Genomic DNA, 15,797 nt, shown 5'->3' on the forward strand with positions numbered 1-15,797 from the left:
CCTGTATCAGACCGGAGCGTGAGGATTCTATTAGAAACTGGAAGCCTGCTTTTCGATTTTTTCCATACCTTCTTCAATAATTTCTCCCGCTTTGTCCGGGAATTGGTTGTGTCCTTCAATGATCACACTGGTGCGGTTTTCAATACCAAAGAACGTCATAATCGTTTCCACGTAATTTACCGCCATTTCCATCGATGCTGCAGCTCCTTCAGAGTACACACCGCCGCGGGCGTTCAGAAGCATTACTTTCTTGTCGTTCAGCAGACCGACAGGGCCTTCTTCCGTATATTTAAATGTTGTTCCGGCCTGGCAGAGGTAGTCAAAGTACGTGTGAAGTACCGCCGGCACACTGAAGTTCCACAGAGGGAAAGCAAGAACAACTTTATCAGCATTCAAAAACTGATCAAGATAGCCTTTGACCAATGCTGCAGCTTTCTCTTCTTCTAGAGACAGTTCCATCCCTTTTGCCGTTTTGAACATGCCGTGGATTTTATCCGCGTCATAATAAGGAAGGTTTTCTTCAAACAGATCCAGTTCTTCGATCCGGTCATTTGGATTTTCTTTCAGATACTGATCCTTAAATTTATTATACATCTGCAGGCTTACTGCCTGATCGTCCGGTCGGGAGTTTGCTTTAATGAATAATACGTTTGCCATAGATGAGTTCCTCCTTCAATTGCGTTCCAATTTTTCACTTACGAAAATAAAGTATACATACTTTCGTTTATGTCGTCAACGAAGGAAAAGGCTTTCATTCAAAAAAACTTACGTTTGTTTATATGTAATCGCTTACGCTTTTTCCCAACGGTCTGCTGCTACTTCCTCCTTCTCCGTTCATGTAAAAATCCCCTGCGCGCATATGCACAGAGGACTTCAGAAACATTATTATCCAAACGTAATGATGACAAGAACGACGGTGACGAGAAGCGCCAGTGTATTCAAAATAAATCCGGCGGTCATCATTCCTTTTCCATTTTCTCCTTTTCGTATGTCACTCCGGGCGCGGAAAGCTGCCGCGAGCCCGCCGAGTGCAATGACTGCACCCGGGATGCCGAGCAGAATGGAAAACACGAGCCCCATGACACCGAGTATAAGAGTGAGAACGGCAGCGGTACTGCGCCGCTTGATAGAAGGTCCACCCATCAGACTTTCTCCTTTCTCTCAAGAAGTGATGGGATTTCTGTAAGCTTCCGCACTTCCATATCCGGGGTGATCCCGGTATCACGCTGCTTCCCCTCCGGATTGAACCAAATCGTTTTTAATCCGGCCTTATTGCCGCCTGCGATATCCGCTGTGAGGGAATCACCGATAATCACCGTTTCCTGCTCAGGCAGCCGCTCCAGAACGTAGGAGAAAAAACCTGCAGAAGGCTTCTGGGCGCCGATCGTTTCAGAGATAAAGATATCATCCATTTTTTCCATCAGTCCCGACAGTTTCAGACGGGCCTGCTGGGTAGCTGCTACACCGTTTGTCGCAATGGAAAGACGGCAGGACTGCTTCAATGTATCCACTACGCGTTCTGCACCGGAAATGAATATTGTTTTTTCCTGAAGGAATTTCCGGTAGAGCGGCTCAAGCTCCTCCCCGCGGAAATGAAGGCCCAGTTCTTCAAACAAGTGTTCAAACCGTGCTGTCAGCACAAAAGATTTCGCTACTTCGCCTTCTTCGTAAGCACTCCACAAATTCCGGTTAATTTCTTTGTACCGCTGCTTTATTTCCGCTGTCAGCGGAATGTCATGCTGCGTAAACAGCTTTGACAGCGCATATTCCTGAGCCGCCTGAAAATCCAGCAGCGTATCATCTAAGTCAAACAGAACATTCATCGAGATCTCTCCTAACATGTAAAAGCACTGACATCGTACCATATGTAACTTTCTGCGTCACGGAAGAAGCCCCGGTGATCAACTGCTTCCCCCTTTTCTTATAAGAACAAATTTATCTTTACAGCCGCCGGTCTGATGTGATTTTTCATTTTTTTACAAATTAAAGCGCAAACACTTGTTCTTTAAGAACGTTTGTTCTATAATGAAGATAATATATTAGAGAAAGCAGGGATATGTATGACACTCGCCGTTGACTTCTGGGGTCCGCACCGTTCTCTCGCTACACGTGAAGTCCGTCAGCTGGTCCAGCAGCAGTATGCCGCCCGTTCACAGCTGACAATCTATATTCATGCCGAGCCGTCATCCGGAGAAGAGGCGTTTGTCGTCACTGCTACATTTATACGCTCGGGCAGAGTGATTACAAAACGCCAGGCTTCCAGACGAAATAGCCCCTCTGCATCGGAGGAGAGCTATCGAACGCTTGCTGCGCTGTTATTTGCCTTGAAACACTGCCGGGAAGAAGCCGGCTCTGCTTTATCCATTCAGATTTTTTCCACCTATAGAGATATTGCACATGCTGCGGAAGGAAAAATACGATTTGCACCCGGATCCGAACAGGCTTCGCTGCAGCGTCATATCCAGCGGATGCTCCCTTCTTTTCATGCCGACGTGGAGCTGGCCTACCTGCCGAAACAGTTCCGCAAATGGAACCCTTTCTTCCGTCAGACAGAAGCAGCCGCAAAAAAAGGCGAGGCGTCATCTCTTTCCCGCGAAACACAGCAGGCGTAGGAATCGCTGTGCTACACTGAATGCAGAAGCAGCTGTTTTTCTGTATTTCAGAGAGGATGTGGCGCAGTGAATACGGTACATCATGCAGCATGGACGTACATTGCAGGAAAAATATCAATACCGGAAAGAAAAGCGGGGGTGCGCTGGGCCACAGCCGGTGCAGTGATGCCTGATGTGAGCTATGTTGTTCTGTTTTTTGGGATGGGTGTAGAGCGGGGGACACTGCATGCCGGGATGCTGCTTTCAGCAGACGCCCCCAGCCGGTGGGAACTACATGAACTGGTTCACGCTATTTTCGAACACCCACTTGGTATTCTTCTCAGGAACAGCGCCCACTCTCTTGTATTCTGGGCCGGCGCTGCGCTCCTTTTCTGGCTGCTTACGCGCACGCTTCTTTCCAACGCTATGCTGTTTGTATGGGGCTGGCTCGGTCATATCCTTCTGGACGCTTTGACGCATGTTACAGACGCAACTCCATTGTTCTATCCGTTTTCTGAATGGACGTTCCCTGCCTTTGTTTCTTACTGGGACCCGGCTTATTATGGGCCGCTCTTCAGTCTCGTTTCGAACCTGCTTCTTCTCGCCTGCGGGACCTTTCTCGTACTTCGTCATTACCTGCGCAGAAAACGCCCCTCTGAATAAAAACGATATAGAGGAGGCCCTGAAAAGCAGTACGCTTTTCAGGGCCTCTTCTGTTACCGATCTCGTTTTTCGGGTGGAACATCCCGTTTCTTCGGCATTTCCGGCGCTTCTTCTGCATAGGAGGCCGGGTCTTCCTCACTCATGGGATCACCAATCTGGCTCGGTCCGGCAGGCTCCTCTGAGGCAGCGCCTCCGCCTGTCTGATTGAGATCCGCGGGGATAAGAACAGCAATCGATCCGCTTCCGATCTTTTCTTCAAATTGATCCGCATCTTCTTTTGAAAAACCGTGGCGGGTAAAGTCAAACGGTTCTTTTAAATCATTGCCCTCCTGAGAGCCGGCAAATTCTGTCTGCCCTTTAAAAGCCGTTTTCACTTTATCCATAAACCCCATCGATTTTTCTTCAGCAGCAGGGGTGTTCTCCTTTTCACCTTCCAGCACCTCGACCCGGGCGGCTGCCTGATCGCGGAGACTGTTTTCCGTCTGACGATCTCCGCACACAAGCACAATTTCTTCCGGGCGGCTGCCTTTCATCCGGATATCTTCCACTGCCTCCGCTGCTTCTTTCGCCGATTCATAAAATCCATGAAGCTGTTTTTCCATCGTAACCATCCTTTCCAGGGAATTGTCTGGTAGTCTATTCCCTGAAAGAAGTGCTAAAAAACCGCTAACGTTTATCCGGCGGGCGGCGCATCTTTGTCCATTTCAAGACCGAGCGGACAAAGTCATCGTAGGAGTCAAAGTCTTCGTGACGACGGTTGTACCAGCGCCGCACCGTTTCCAAAAGCCAGTGGGGAAGCGGCCGCCCCTGGATGTATGCGTAGTACTCCTGATAGCCCCGCAGCAGGTGTTCCCATCGTAAGTCATCGCCGGCGACGATAAATTCCGACACATCAATCACTTTTACCGTGCCTTCCGGCTGAAGAAGAATATTTTTCAAATGAATATCGCGCGGATTCAGCCCGCAGCTGCGGACATACTCCCTTGCTTTTTCCACCATATTCACAGCTTCTTCCGGAATCACAATACCCTGCAGAAGACAGTCGAAAAACGTTGTCCCCTCTTCGAAACTAAGCACAAGCACCGGACCGCTTCTTCCAAAGCATGTTGGAAAGTATGGGCTGCCGCCAAGCAGCTGGTAAACCTCTTCTTCAAGGCGGCTTTTATACCCGCGGTCTTCAGCATACATTTTCAGCGCATACTGAGGCGCCTCCATGTGCTGAAATACAGCAGCATCCGTGCCGATACCGACACAGACAAGCTTCTCTGCAGCTCCGCGGATGGTTACCGGCTGATTGTCCGGATGAGCCTGGATGTGGAGCTGTGATGCTTCCTGCACGATTTCCTGCCACTGCTTCACCTTATCTGCTCCTCCCGGCTTACCTATGCTGCTATTTTTCAGTCACTTCCAAAAGTCCTTTATCATTTAAAAACACCTTCACTTGATGCATTTCCTGCTGTACGATATACCTTCTGTCATCAATTGTAAAAACGACATCCGGATGGCAGACACTGCAGGAAATCGTGCCTGAAGGATCTTTCACCGTGAGCTGTGTTTTTGCTCCTCCCGGTGATCCTGCCTCCCCTACGGTGATCTCTTTTCCTGCATGCACTCTACCGCCAATCATCCGCTGCTGAATCGTAACTGCACCGTCTGCATACAAATGGGAATGCATGACCCCTTTTCCGAGAATGTCGATTTCCCCATCACTGTACAGCACACTTTGTGCTGCGTAACGGAGAGCCAGCCTTGAAGTACTCAGCACCGGTGTCTGCAGCAGATCGTGCAGTTCACGTCCGCCTTCCTCCAGCTGCAGAAAAAAATCTTCCGGAAGTGACTTCCTTTGATGAAAGACGAGAAGCCCCTTTTTTATATCGGTGCTGTAGTCCGTCCAGCGACGGTCCAGAAGACCGCTGTTTTCCTCCACGTATGCGGTGAACGTCTGGGCTTCCCGGTGAAGCGCAGAAAATCTTTTTTCCAGAAGACGTTTGACGAGTGGCCCCCATCCGCTTTCCAGCGTATACGAGCTGCGGAACGCGTCGGATTGGATAATCTGTTCAAATGCTTTGCGGAATGGCAGAAACGCTTCTAAAAATCTGCGGAGCAGATGCTGTACGTCATCGTAAAGTGCGCTGCTCCTGCCGGCAGCAACACGTGCATTAAGTGCATTACCGTTAATCGTCGTCGAACCACGCGAATGCACGAAGCCGCCGTCCACATTCTGGTGCACCCAGGCGTCTCCAAATGCCTCTACGACCATCTTTGATTCCACAGATCCGACAATTTCCACATCTCCAATAAAGCGGATATTTCCCTCCTCGAGCGTTAAATTACCACGATGGACGAGTTTCGGCAGTATGGAAAGCCGGATTGTCTGCCCCCGGTGTTCGAACTTCGGCCGGCCGCTCGCAGCTGCAATCAACTCACGGGACTCCTCTTCCAGCGCCACCCCGTCACCTGCGATCAACTGAATTGGTTTTCCGGGCCTCGACTTCAGGACTTCGCCAAAAACACTGATCCCGTCCTCCCCCTCAGTCGGTTCAATGACCTTTGCGAAAACGAGCCCTTCCTCCACGTTAGGAATTTCAATAGATTCCCGGTAATCAATCGTTCCGTCTTCACGTTCCTTATAAATTTTATTCCGTTCTTTTATATCGATGGTGAAATCAAGCCGGCCGTCTTTCCCGTGTTTTGGAAGTTTTCCGCTCGCAATGACAAATACCGCTTCTTTATCCGCGCGGCATGCTGTTTGAATCGCTTTTTCCTCAATGCCGTGGCAGATCTTCATTCTTCCGAGCTGATCCATGATATCCTGTCGGTTCAGCTGATTAAACGGCGTTTCCGTCACATCATATTCGATCCGGATCTGCTCTGCGGGCCGCTTTTCTTTAATCTCTGCTGTAAAAAAAGCTCCTGGACGGACGGTCAGCCGGACTTCCTGTTTTTTCTTGTCCACTTCGACAGACCACGATGTTTCTCTCGGAGGTACATCCACCGTCATTTCAACGGTATCGCCAGAAGATAAAAACACCCTGCCGTCTGCAGCTTCTCCATTTTTTCGAAACTCCACCTCCCGCGGTACATGAACGATCGGTTTTCTCGGTCCCGAGTCATCGAAATAGATCTGGTTTTCCCTGATCCAGACTTTCCCTTTCGTCGAACCCGCCAGAGATCCATGATCTTTCCGCTGATCGGCTGAGGTATAGACATCCAGAAGGCCTTCCCATTCTGGAATGGACGCAGATGCTTTCATACGGACACTGATTTTCGCCTGGGATTTTTTCCGGATTCCAAAAAAACCGCTCCCGCCTGATTCCAGAACCCGGATATCCAGCTGATCAGCCGGTACCTGGTAATGTTTAGCTGCTGTATCCACTGCTTCCTCCACCGTCATACCGGTAAATGTATCTTGTGCCATGTACACCCTCCTTTCTGCCTCTATCGTTACCTCTATTCTACAACACCCTCGTCTATCTGAGTAGGCGCTTTGCAAAATATCGACAGTTTTCAAATACAAGTGTCCTATCTTCCTATACTTCTACTTTATGCACCCATATTATTTCCAATATTGTGAATACTCCTTTTTTATGCTATACTATACGTATCAATCAGATGGTACCGGTCATGTTCACGTGTCTCTGATGGCGTTTCCTTTTACGATTGAAGGAGGTGGCTGCAGTGGCTGTAATGGACAGGCATAAAGGAACCCGGAAACTTCTGTATCAGCGGAGAGTGCATCGTTTTGAAATGAAAGACAAGTGCCCGGACTGCCGGGGACGTGGTGTGACACGGCCTGTCATTCACGAATTCTTTTATGAGCCGGCTTCCCCGTGTGCTTCCTGTGAAGGAGAGGGCACGTATAAAGCGTGGAAGCAGCGTCAGCGCCGATAGTACCAATGGCCCTCGTACCGATGAATGGTACGGGGGCTTTTCCATGCCTGGCACTGTACACGACTGTTTGTTTAAGCTATAGTAATTATAGACATTATGACTCTTTAATTACTTTTTTAGTCAGGAGGATGACAATGAAATATGCAAAAGCAACCAACTATGCGCTTCATACAATGGTATACCTCGCAAGTATCCCGCGGGGCTCACTCGTCGGCGTACGGCCGCTGGCGGAGCTGCAGGGACTTTCCTCTGCCTACTTATCGAAGATTTTAACGAAGCTTGCCAAGGATAATCTGATCCATTCAAGCCCCGGCGCCCAGGGCGGTTACTCCCTCGCACTGCCCCCGGAGAATATTACGTTTCTTGATATTATTGAATCCGTGGAAGGAAAACAGGCGATCCTCACCTGCCAGCTTGCGGACGTGGAAAAAGAAGAAGAGTGTGTCATTCAAAAGAAAATGGAGATCGGTGAACAACAGCTGAAACAGTACCTGGAGTCAGTAACGATCGCTGAGATTGTGGAGGAACTCGATGAGAGCGTGATCAGCTTTCTAGCAAAACATCAGTCACCGGAAAGAAGGAAAGCAGAATGATGATCACTGGCGGCAGAAACCGTGCCTACTGGTTTAAACGCACACTCTGGATCGTCGCAGCCGCGCAGGTACTGGCCGGAGGCGGCCTGGCAGCCGGGATTACCGTCGGTTCACTTCTCGCTCAGGATATGCTCGGAGACCCGACCGTTTCCGGACTTCCAATCGCTATTTTCACGCTCGGTTCTGCAGCAGCTGCCTGGGCGATCGGGCGCCTCACGCAGAAACTCGGCAGGAGAAGAGGGCTGGCTGCAGGCTTTGCAGCCGGCGGCCTCGGCTCTTCGTTCATTGTTTTAGCTGCAGCGCTCAACAGCTTTGCTCTTCTCGTTCCGGCTTTGTTTATCTACGGAGCAGGGATGGCCGCCAATCTGCAGGCACGCTTTGCAGGGACAGATCTGGCTTTAGAGAAGCAGCGGGCTACAGCAGTAAGTTTCGTGCTTGTTGCAACAACGTTCGGCGCAGTAGCCGGACCGTTTCTTGTGGATGTGACCGGCCGGTTTGCTGAATCAATGCAGCTCCCGGCACTGAGCGGTCCCTTTATTCTGGCGGCTCTCGCTTACTTTGGCGCCTCTCTCATTTTAACCGTGTTTCTGCGTCCGGATCCGATGGAGCTTGCAGCGGCGTTTCAAAAGGAAGAGGTGGAGACAGATGGAGAGGCTCATGTTGATAAAGAAATTACCTACTCGCGGAAAGGTGTAATGAGCGGGGCATTTATTATGGTGCTCTCCCAGCTCATCATGGTTGCTCTCATGACGATGACGCCGGTGCATATGCAGGCGCACGGCCATCACCTTCAGGCTGTCGGTATCGTTATCGGCCTTCATATCGGAGCGATGTATCTTCCTTCTCTCGTTACAGGAAAATTAATTGATCTGATCGGCCGGCGGGCAATGACCGCCGCAGCCGGAATCATACTTTTACTTTCCGGACTGCTCGCTGCCGCTTCAGGCGGCTCGTTCATTCTTATCACCGCGGCGCTGATGTTACTCGGTCTCGGCTGGAATATCGGCCTCATCAGCGGCACAGCGATGATTGTTGACCATGCCCCGTTGGATGAGCGGGCGGCTGTGCAGGGGAAAGCTGACATATTTGTGGCGCTCTCCGGGGCTTCCGGTGGAGCGCTCTCCGGGATGGTGGCAGCAGGAACCGGCTTTCCCGGACTTGCTGTCATCGGCGGACTTCTCTCGCTCCTGCTTATTCCTGTCGTGTTTCAGAAATGATCGTTCTATTCTATACAGAAGGGGCATCCTCCATTTTCTGGACGATGCCCCCCTTTTTCATTATTCTTTTTTATTTTTCTGGGGAATCAGCTGTGCCTGTTCGTTGAAGTACGAGCGGTATCCGTACTGTAGAAACAGGAGGACGGAGAGGGATACACTGCCGACGATACCGAGCATAATTGCAATCTGGTATTCCACCGCTGTGATCGGCGATGCACCACCGATAATCTGGCCGGTCATCATTCCAGGCAGAAACACAATACCCATTCCGACCATGGCATTGATCGTCGGCAGCATCGCCGCATCGAATGCCTGATCACTCACCATTTTGGAAGCTTCCTTCGGGGACGCGCCGAGCATCAGTGCGCCTTCAATCTGATCCTGATTATCCCGCATACCGACGACGAGATTGTTGACGCCGAGCGTTATTCCCGTCATCGAGTTGCCGATAATCATGCCTGCAATCGGAATAAAATACCTTGGGTCATACCAAGGATCCAGATTCAGCACTAAAAACATGAAAAAGATGATACTGAACGCAATCCCCGCACTCATGGACAAAGCAATCACTTTTTTCAATGCCGTCGTCAGTGGCAGCTTCGTCCGCTGATAAATGTTATATACTGCAAATGTCTGCATGAGAATAACCGTGCCGATGGTAAGAAACGGATTCGCTTGTTCAAATAAAAACATTAATATGTAGCCGACCAGAATCAGCTGAAGCGTCATCCGGGTCGTTCCGATAAAAATTTCTTTTTCCCGCCGGATGCCCTTCACCCGGACGATCCAGACAAGGATCAGCACGAACACATAGGCAGCCCCCACCTGCCAGAAGGCCAGATCCATGATTTCTTCATTCATGTGCGGCACCCTCCTTCGCTGCGATTTCGTTCATTTCCACAACGGTATCGGCCCAATTTTCTGCAAGAGAACGGTCATGGGTGACGATAATAACCGTTTTCCCCTTCTCCCGGCAGACAGCAAGAACTGCTTCCAAAACTTTTTTTCCTGTCTCCTCATCGAGCGCGGACGTCGGCTCATCCAGAAGCAGCACATCCGGATCCATCAAAAGCACTCTGGCAAGCGCCATCCGCTGTTTTTCGCCGCCGGATAATGTGGATGCTTCCTCCTCCAGCGGCTTCTCCAGGCGGCAGCGGCGGAGCACGTCCTGTATTTCGCTGTCGGTAACGTCCCGTCCTGCAATATCTGCGCCGCGCCGGACATTTTCCTTCAGCGTACCTGGGAAAACAACCGGGGTCTGGGCACTCATAACGATCCGCTGTCTCAATGTCAGCGGATCTTTGCTCTGCACAGATTCTCCGCGGTAGACAACATCCCCCCGCTCCGGAGTACGAAGGTTGTTCATCAGCCGCAACAGCGTCGTTTTCCCGCTTCCGCTCTCACCTGTAAGACAGACAACACTTCCTTCCTCCACGGTCCATTCCGGCATGGAAAGAATGCCGGAAATATAAATATTCTTCAATTCCAATACGGCAGTCATGAATCTTTCTCCCCCTTTTAAATATCCGTCCTTATTCTACACGAACCAGCACCGGTCTGTCTTTTCCCGCAGATCCACCTCCCTCCATGCAGCGGGCTGTGCTAAAATGGAAAAGCAGTTTCAGCCGGGAGGGATCGACGATGGATAAAAAAGATATCGCAGCTGTCCGGCGCTATTTAAAGCCGGGCCAGACGAAACTTCAGATTCAGGATTTATTTAATGTCTATGTAATGAAAGATACGACCGATGTCTACCACGCCCAGAGCCAGCCTTTTGATATGATCGATCAGGAAGAGCAGGAGCTTTATACAAAAAACTTCAAAAAAATATTAACAGGACGACTCGATGAAAAATTGTTTGAGCTGAAATTCCAGCACGAATCTCCATCCCAGCTTCTTCTTCATAAAGCGCTGCTCACCGAGAGCCGCGAAGAATGGCAGGGGAAAATGCTGACGATGGCAGAAAAAATGATCGCAGACAATCCGCAGGAAACGGACACTGTGCTGACGTTCATCCGGGCAAACTACTATCAGTCGTCGGGCAGGGCTGGAAGCGATGATGACAGTGCTGTTGTAGCCAACTCATTCATTCTCTGCGTCGTGAATAAAACAGAACAGCCCGAACGCGAAATTCAATTCGATTACGTGGAAAAAGAATTTAAGTACAAAGTCGAGGTCGATCCGGTTATTGACTTGAAACACCCGCTGACAGGGTTCTTTTTCCCTGCGGTCACAGACGGTGCAGCGGATGTAAACCGCCTTCTGTATGCAGCAGTGAAGGCGAATGAACCGGATGAGCATATGATTCAGGAAGTGCTCGGCGCAGAAGACGTAATGACGGCGCAGGAGGACAAGGCCGTGTTTGAGGAAGTCGTGCGGGAAGTCATCGGCGATCAGCTTCCGCCGGCGACGCTGGCTAATGTCTACGGCGAAATCAACCGCATGATCGAAGAAGGCGAAGAAGAAGGCACCCCGCCCACACTGGACTACCGCGATGTGGAAAAAGTCTTGTCCGCAAGCGGCCAGCAGGTCGAAAGCGAGCAGGTAAAAGCCGCTTTCCAAAACGTAACTACGGAGGAAAGTTACGAGATGAAAGCGAGCAGCATCGTGCCGAAATACGAGTCCAAGTCGATTAAAATTAAGACGAAAGCGGCGGATATTACGATCAGCCCGCAGGACCTGCAGTACGTCCGGCAGGTGCAGTATGACAACCGCCGCTGTATTATGATCGATATCGATGAAGATGCCGAAGTGGATGGCTTTCGTATGCTTCCGGAGGCATTCAGCTGGAAAGTGGAAGACCCGGAGGATGAAGAATAGCCGCATCACTCCGCGGCATAAGTCAGGCCGCCGGGATATTCCGGCGGCTTTTTTATAGGGTAAGAATGTATAAAATTCAAAGCTTCTTTCGAGCAGCTATGCCAAGGGCTGCAGCATTTCAGTGTTCTGTGCCATTTATCGTTTGTTTCTGTTGATAGAGCTTCTCCGCTTTTCGGCAGAAGCTTGCCGTGGGCTTGTATTCCAGCCGGGCGCTAGTTGCACGGCTGCAGAGCATGAGCGGAGCCGGCCTTTGGTTTAAGGCGCAGGGCAGCGAACTTCTGGCATGCGCCGCGGCCGCGCGGAGCCATGCTTCTTCAAGTAGAGAAGGAATCCCCCCGGCGTCTCTGCCGAACGCTTCGAAGCGTAGCAAAATAGAGATGAAAAACAGAGGCTCTGTAGTAGGAACGATTTTATAAGGTAATGATGGTCTCTTCCAATTCGATTGAATGACAGCATTTTCTGCGCAAAAGGGATCACTTCTAACAAGCGTTTTCTTTCTACCTGCGGAAACCGGAGGCCGTTCCCTCCGGAATGCGAACGGCTGCAGGTGTGGCAGAAAGCGGGAACCTGTTCAACAAACCTCCCTTTTCTTTTAAGACCAGGCGGGTTCTGCCTGGTTTATTTTATCCGGGCTCCATCGAACTTCTACTCGTTTCCACTGCTGTTCACTGATTCCACAACAGCTGACAAATTACACTTATGGTAAAATGAGGATAGGATCAACCAGACAAAAATACAAAACCTTCTCTGAAAAAACGCAAAAGGAGTGTGTCCACCCTGTCCTATATTCTTCCTCTCGTCATCGCTATCGTAGTTTTCTTCTCCCTGATCGCAGCCATCCGCGCAGCAAAACAGCCGAAAAAAGTGGATAAAGGATTTGTGTTTAACTACTTTCATTTATCCTACCGGCGGAAAATGATTCGAACGCTCATTCTTCTGCTGTTGATTATTCCAGTGATTATTGCTATGCCGTACGTCACCGACTGGAGCAGAAGCACCATCTCCCTTTTAAGTGCCGCCATGATTTTCAGTGCCCTGGTTCAGTTCATTTTTACATTTTACCAGTGGAAGAAAAAAGAAGCTTAAAAAGAGCACCAAAGCAGTGGATTGACTGCTTTTGGTGCTCTTTCTGCTGAAATATCATTTACTCTGCCGGTTTATCCGGAGCTTCTTTCTCATCTTTCTCTTCTTCCGGATCGGCTACGGCAACTGGCGGCGGCTGAACGACCGGATCGGCTTCCGCCTCAGGTGCACGGGATGTGAACGAATCCACAGTATTCTTTACCGATTCTGCTTTCTTACTTGTGAAATCTTTGACGATGCCTGCAATATCAATGCCGGTCGCTTGTTTTACCGGCTCCTGCATGCTCATTAGATTTTTCGCTACACTGCTTCCCATCGTGTTCATACCTTCACCACTGCCGCTGTCGATGACTTTGACCGAATCGATGTTAGAGAGTGGACGGGCAAATTCTGCAGCGACCTGAGGAAGAATTTCAATGAGCTTCTCACGGATGATTGCTTCTCCGTTTTCAGCCATTGCTTCTGCAAGAAGGCGGCGTGCTTCTGCTTCTGCTTCACCTTTTTCGCGGATAATCTGTGCTTCCGCCTGACCTTCACGGACTTTAATTTCCGCTGCGGCATTACCCTGCTCGCGGGTAACTTCCGCTTCGGCCTTTCCTTCCTCTACACGCATGTGCGCACGGGCTTCCTGAGCAATGCGGTCGGCCTTCGCTTTTGCTTCTGCGGAAATTTCGTCCGACTTTGCTTTCGCTTCGGCTTTTTTCGTTGTTTCGTAGTAATCCGCGTCGAGTTTTGTCCGGCGGACTTTGTTCTCCTCTTCTTCGAGCTTAACGGAGCGCTCCCGCTCCATAAACTGCGTGTTCAGCTCTTCGTCTTTTACGCGGCGGTCCAGGACCGCTTTTTCCAGGTCGTAGGCCTGCTCGGATTTCGCCCGGGCTTTTTCCGTATCCTCTTTGATGGAAGCAGCCCGGATGTCTTTTTCCTTGCGTGCTTCCGCCGTGGAAATCTCACTTTCATACTCACTCTTCTTTGCTTCTTCTTCCGTTTTCGCCTTGTTAATCCGTGTTTCCCGCTGGCTTTCTGCTTCAGCAACTTCGGCTTCCTTACGGACTTTCGCGATCTGCGGACGACCGAGATTTTCCAGGTAGCCGTTTTCTTCATCCGCGTCGCGGAGGTCTGTTAATGCAAGAGCCGTAATGTTAAAGCCCATCCGGTCCAGCTGTGTCTGGGCCACTTCCGTAACCTGCTGAGCGAAACCTTCCCGGTCGGCGTTAATGCCTTCGACCGTCATCTTACTTAAAATCGCACGCAGGTTTCCGTTCAGAACTTCAGAGATTTCGGTTTCGATTTCATCCTGGTCTTTCCCAAGAAACTGCTCTGCGTAATTCGCGATCCCTTTTAAATCATCCGCCACTTTCACCATGACAACCGCATCCGCGATGATCGGCACTCCGCCTTCAGTATACACACGCGGTGTTGTCAGTTTCTGCTGGAACGATGTCAGGTTGACCGGTGTCGACGTCTGGAACCGCTTGAGCAGTACCCCGCCGCCGCGGATAATCTTCATGGACCTTCCTTCTTCGTCCGTAAAAATGTTCGTATCCTTCGTTTCATCTCCAAGTTTCGGTCCCGTAATAATCAACGCTTCGTTGGAGCGGGCTGTCCGGTACCGGATTTTCATGAAGATGTAATATCCGATCACCGCAACGATCAGCACCACAAGGGCAACCGCTGCATAAATAAATCCCATCATGCACAACACTTCCTCTCTTATGTATTACAGGAAAAAACCTGCATCTGTGTTGGTATACGGATGCAGGAAGTGGAAGTTCCTCGAAAAAGGAAATTCGTATATTATTTTATGCTGCTATCTTGCAGGGAAAGGTTATTTCACTGAATCTGATACGGAGGGCAGAAAGCGCCTCGATTTTTCAATAATAAACGGCAGATCATGATCAAGCGTTGCCACATGATAGCTTTCCCCAAGCAGGTGCTTCTCTTTCTGCTTCGATGAAATGCCTTCCATAATTAAATCCGTATTGTACGGCGGCACGACATGGTCTTCCTCGGAAACAAAAAAAAGCGCCGGTGTCCTTACTTCAGGGAGGTGCTGCTTCACACGGTCCATGAGCGGCAGAAGCTCCCGGATGGACGTCGTCGGGGTTTTATCGTACGCAAGCTCTTCGACGCCGGGCTTTTTTATATCTGATCCGATCGCATCAAGAAAACGGACCTCTTCCATCTGCAGCACCGGCTCCATTTCCGGTACCTCCACGGCTGGATTGATCAGAATAATCCCTTGAATATCAGGATGATGTTCTGCCAGATGCAGAACCAGCGTGCCGCCCATAGACAGACCGGCGGCATAAATCGTATCACAGCGCTCCCGAAGCCAGTGAAGCCCTTCTTCTACAGAAGCAATCCAGTCTTCACTCGTACTTTTCTCCATATCCTCCGGATCGGTGCCATGTCCGGCAAGGCGGACACCGCAGACCGTATAGCCATCTTCGATAAACGCCTGCCCGAACGCGCGCATGCTCTGCGTCGTCCCGGTAAATCCGTGTGAAATCAATATACCGGTCCGGCCGCCCTCATTGTAAAACGGCTCCGCACCAGGCAGAACGGGGTAGTTCTCCTGCATGTTTCTTCACCTCGTCTTCAACAGTATGCTGTATTATGAATCCGATTTGTTTTCCTGCAGCGCATTTTTCTCTAATTCTTCAATCCGCTGACGGAGATCGTCATTTTCCTGTTTCAGGCTGTTGGCACTGGATGAGTAATAAGGGTCGGTCTCCCACCAGTCCATGCCGATCTCTTTCGCTTTATCCACGGAGGCGATCAGCAGCCTGATCCGAATGGTAATTAATTCGATTTCTGCAAGGCTGATGGAGATATCCCCTGCAATGACCACCCCTTTATCCAGAACGGTTTCCAGGACATCCACAAGACTGTTGGCAGCCGTGGGATGCTTGATTTGTTCCATATCCGACATTGGATCT

At 50.2% G+C, this 15,797-nt stretch carries 18 protein-coding genes; 7 read left to right on the plus strand and 11 right to left on the minus strand.

Annotated features, from left to right (window positions below):
• Positions 1 to 30: 30 nt before the first annotated feature.
• The 3 genes from C6I21_RS04980 to C6I21_RS04990 form a co-directional block, all read right to left on the minus strand.
• Positions 31 to 657, minus strand: coding sequence for an FMN-dependent NADH-azoreductase (locus tag C6I21_RS04980; RefSeq protein ID WP_105958352.1), 627 nt, complete (start codon positions 655 to 657; stop codon positions 31 to 33).
• Positions 658 to 885: 228 nt separating this feature from the next.
• Complete coding sequence (locus C6I21_RS04985; RefSeq protein WP_105958353.1) at positions 886 to 1,143, minus strand: hypothetical protein; 258 nt, start codon at positions 1,141 to 1,143, stop codon at positions 886 to 888.
• Positions 1,143 to 1,823, minus strand: coding sequence for a YjjG family noncanonical pyrimidine nucleotidase (locus C6I21_RS04990; protein ID WP_181186108.1), 681 nt, complete (start codon positions 1,821 to 1,823; stop codon positions 1,143 to 1,145). Before C6I21_RS04990 ends, C6I21_RS04985 begins: the two co-directional genes overlap by 1 nt.
• A gap of 237 nt (positions 1,824 to 2,060) precedes the next feature.
• Here C6I21_RS04990 and C6I21_RS04995 point away from each other — a divergent pair, with 237 nt between their 5' ends.
• On the plus strand, positions 2,061 to 2,612 hold the full coding sequence (locus tag C6I21_RS04995; protein ID WP_105958355.1) for a hypothetical protein: 552 nt from the start codon (positions 2,061 to 2,063) through the stop codon (positions 2,610 to 2,612).
• A gap of 66 nt (positions 2,613 to 2,678) precedes the next feature.
• Positions 2,679 to 3,254 carry a metal-dependent hydrolase gene (locus tag C6I21_RS05000; RefSeq protein WP_181186109.1) on the plus strand — a complete coding sequence of 192 codons (576 nt, stop codon included), beginning with the start codon at positions 2,679 to 2,681 and terminating at the stop codon, positions 3,252 to 3,254.
• A 53-nt stretch (positions 3,255 to 3,307) separates the two neighbouring features.
• Here C6I21_RS05000 and C6I21_RS05005 read toward each other — a convergent pair whose 3' ends face one another.
• The 3 genes from C6I21_RS05005 to C6I21_RS05015 are packed head-to-tail and all read right to left on the minus strand — an operon-like array spanning position 3,308 to position 6,672.
• Positions 3,308 to 3,865 carry a general stress protein gene (locus tag C6I21_RS05005; protein WP_105958357.1) on the minus strand — a complete coding sequence of 186 codons (558 nt, stop codon included), beginning with the start codon at positions 3,863 to 3,865 and terminating at the stop codon, positions 3,308 to 3,310.
• Between the two features lie 55 nt (positions 3,866 to 3,920).
• On the minus strand, positions 3,921 to 4,613 hold the full coding sequence (locus C6I21_RS05010) for a protein kinase family protein (RefSeq protein ID WP_105958358.1): 693 nt from the start codon (positions 4,611 to 4,613) through the stop codon (positions 3,921 to 3,923).
• Positions 4,614 to 4,644: 31 nt separating this feature from the next.
• Positions 4,645 to 6,672, minus strand: a complete 2,028-nt coding sequence (locus tag C6I21_RS05015) for a flagellar assembly protein A (RefSeq protein ID WP_105958359.1) — start codon at positions 6,670 to 6,672, stop codon at positions 4,645 to 4,647.
• A gap of 260 nt (positions 6,673 to 6,932) precedes the next feature.
• Between C6I21_RS05015 and C6I21_RS05020 the strand changes: the two genes are divergently transcribed.
• From C6I21_RS05020 to C6I21_RS05030, 3 genes are all read left to right on the plus strand, one after another.
• Positions 6,933 to 7,145: a hypothetical protein gene (locus C6I21_RS05020; protein WP_105958360.1), complete on the plus strand. Its 213-nt coding sequence runs from the start codon at positions 6,933 to 6,935 to the stop codon at positions 7,143 to 7,145.
• 134 nt (positions 7,146 to 7,279) lie between these two features.
• Positions 7,280 to 7,738: an Rrf2 family transcriptional regulator gene (locus C6I21_RS05025; protein ID WP_105958361.1), complete on the plus strand. Its 459-nt coding sequence runs from the start codon at positions 7,280 to 7,282 to the stop codon at positions 7,736 to 7,738.
• On the plus strand, positions 7,735 to 8,955 hold the full coding sequence (locus tag C6I21_RS05030; RefSeq protein ID WP_105958362.1) for an MFS transporter: 1,221 nt from the start codon (positions 7,735 to 7,737) through the stop codon (positions 8,953 to 8,955). Before C6I21_RS05025 ends, C6I21_RS05030 begins: the two co-directional genes overlap by 4 nt.
• 60 nt (positions 8,956 to 9,015) lie before the next feature.
• On the opposite strand, the gene C6I21_RS05035 is transcribed toward C6I21_RS05030, so the two are convergent.
• Positions 9,016 to 9,816 carry an ABC transporter permease gene (locus C6I21_RS05035; protein ID WP_105958363.1) on the minus strand — a complete coding sequence of 267 codons (801 nt, stop codon included), beginning with the start codon at positions 9,814 to 9,816 and terminating at the stop codon, positions 9,016 to 9,018.
• Positions 9,809 to 10,456: an ABC transporter ATP-binding protein gene (locus C6I21_RS05040; RefSeq protein ID WP_105958364.1), complete on the minus strand. Its 648-nt coding sequence runs from the start codon at positions 10,454 to 10,456 to the stop codon at positions 9,809 to 9,811. The genes C6I21_RS05035 and C6I21_RS05040 overlap by 8 nt, the downstream gene beginning before the upstream one ends.
• Positions 10,457 to 10,596: 140 nt before the next feature.
• Here C6I21_RS05040 and C6I21_RS05045 point away from each other — a divergent pair, with 140 nt between their 5' ends.
• Both C6I21_RS05045 and C6I21_RS05050 read left to right on the plus strand, forming a co-directional pair.
• Positions 10,597 to 11,775, plus strand: coding sequence for a DUF4317 family protein (locus C6I21_RS05045; protein WP_105958365.1), 1,179 nt, complete (start codon positions 10,597 to 10,599; stop codon positions 11,773 to 11,775).
• A 768-nt stretch (positions 11,776 to 12,543) separates the two neighbouring features.
• Positions 12,544 to 12,861, plus strand: coding sequence for a hypothetical protein (locus C6I21_RS05050; protein WP_105958366.1), 318 nt, complete (start codon positions 12,544 to 12,546; stop codon positions 12,859 to 12,861).
• Between the two features lie 58 nt (positions 12,862 to 12,919).
• Here the strand turns inward: C6I21_RS05050 and C6I21_RS05055 are convergent, their stop codons facing one another.
• The 3 genes from C6I21_RS05055 to C6I21_RS05065 all read right to left on the minus strand — a co-directional run bounded on the left by C6I21_RS05055 (position 12,920) and on the right by C6I21_RS05065 (position 15,781).
• Positions 12,920 to 14,551, minus strand: coding sequence for a flotillin family protein (locus tag C6I21_RS05055; protein WP_105958367.1), 1,632 nt, complete (start codon positions 14,549 to 14,551; stop codon positions 12,920 to 12,922).
• Between the two features lie 132 nt (positions 14,552 to 14,683).
• Complete coding sequence (locus C6I21_RS05060; RefSeq protein WP_105958368.1) at positions 14,684 to 15,439, minus strand: alpha/beta hydrolase; 756 nt, start codon at positions 15,437 to 15,439, stop codon at positions 14,684 to 14,686.
• A 33-nt stretch (positions 15,440 to 15,472) separates the two neighbouring features.
• Complete coding sequence (locus C6I21_RS05065; RefSeq protein ID WP_210200633.1) at positions 15,473 to 15,781, minus strand: gas vesicle protein; 309 nt, start codon at positions 15,779 to 15,781, stop codon at positions 15,473 to 15,475.
• Positions 15,782 to 15,797: the final 16 nt, after the last annotated feature.

The sequence above is a fragment of the Alkalicoccus urumqiensis genome, assembly GCF_002993335.1.
Lineage (GTDB): Bacteria > Bacillota > Bacilli > Bacillales > Salisediminibacteriaceae > Alkalicoccus > Alkalicoccus urumqiensis.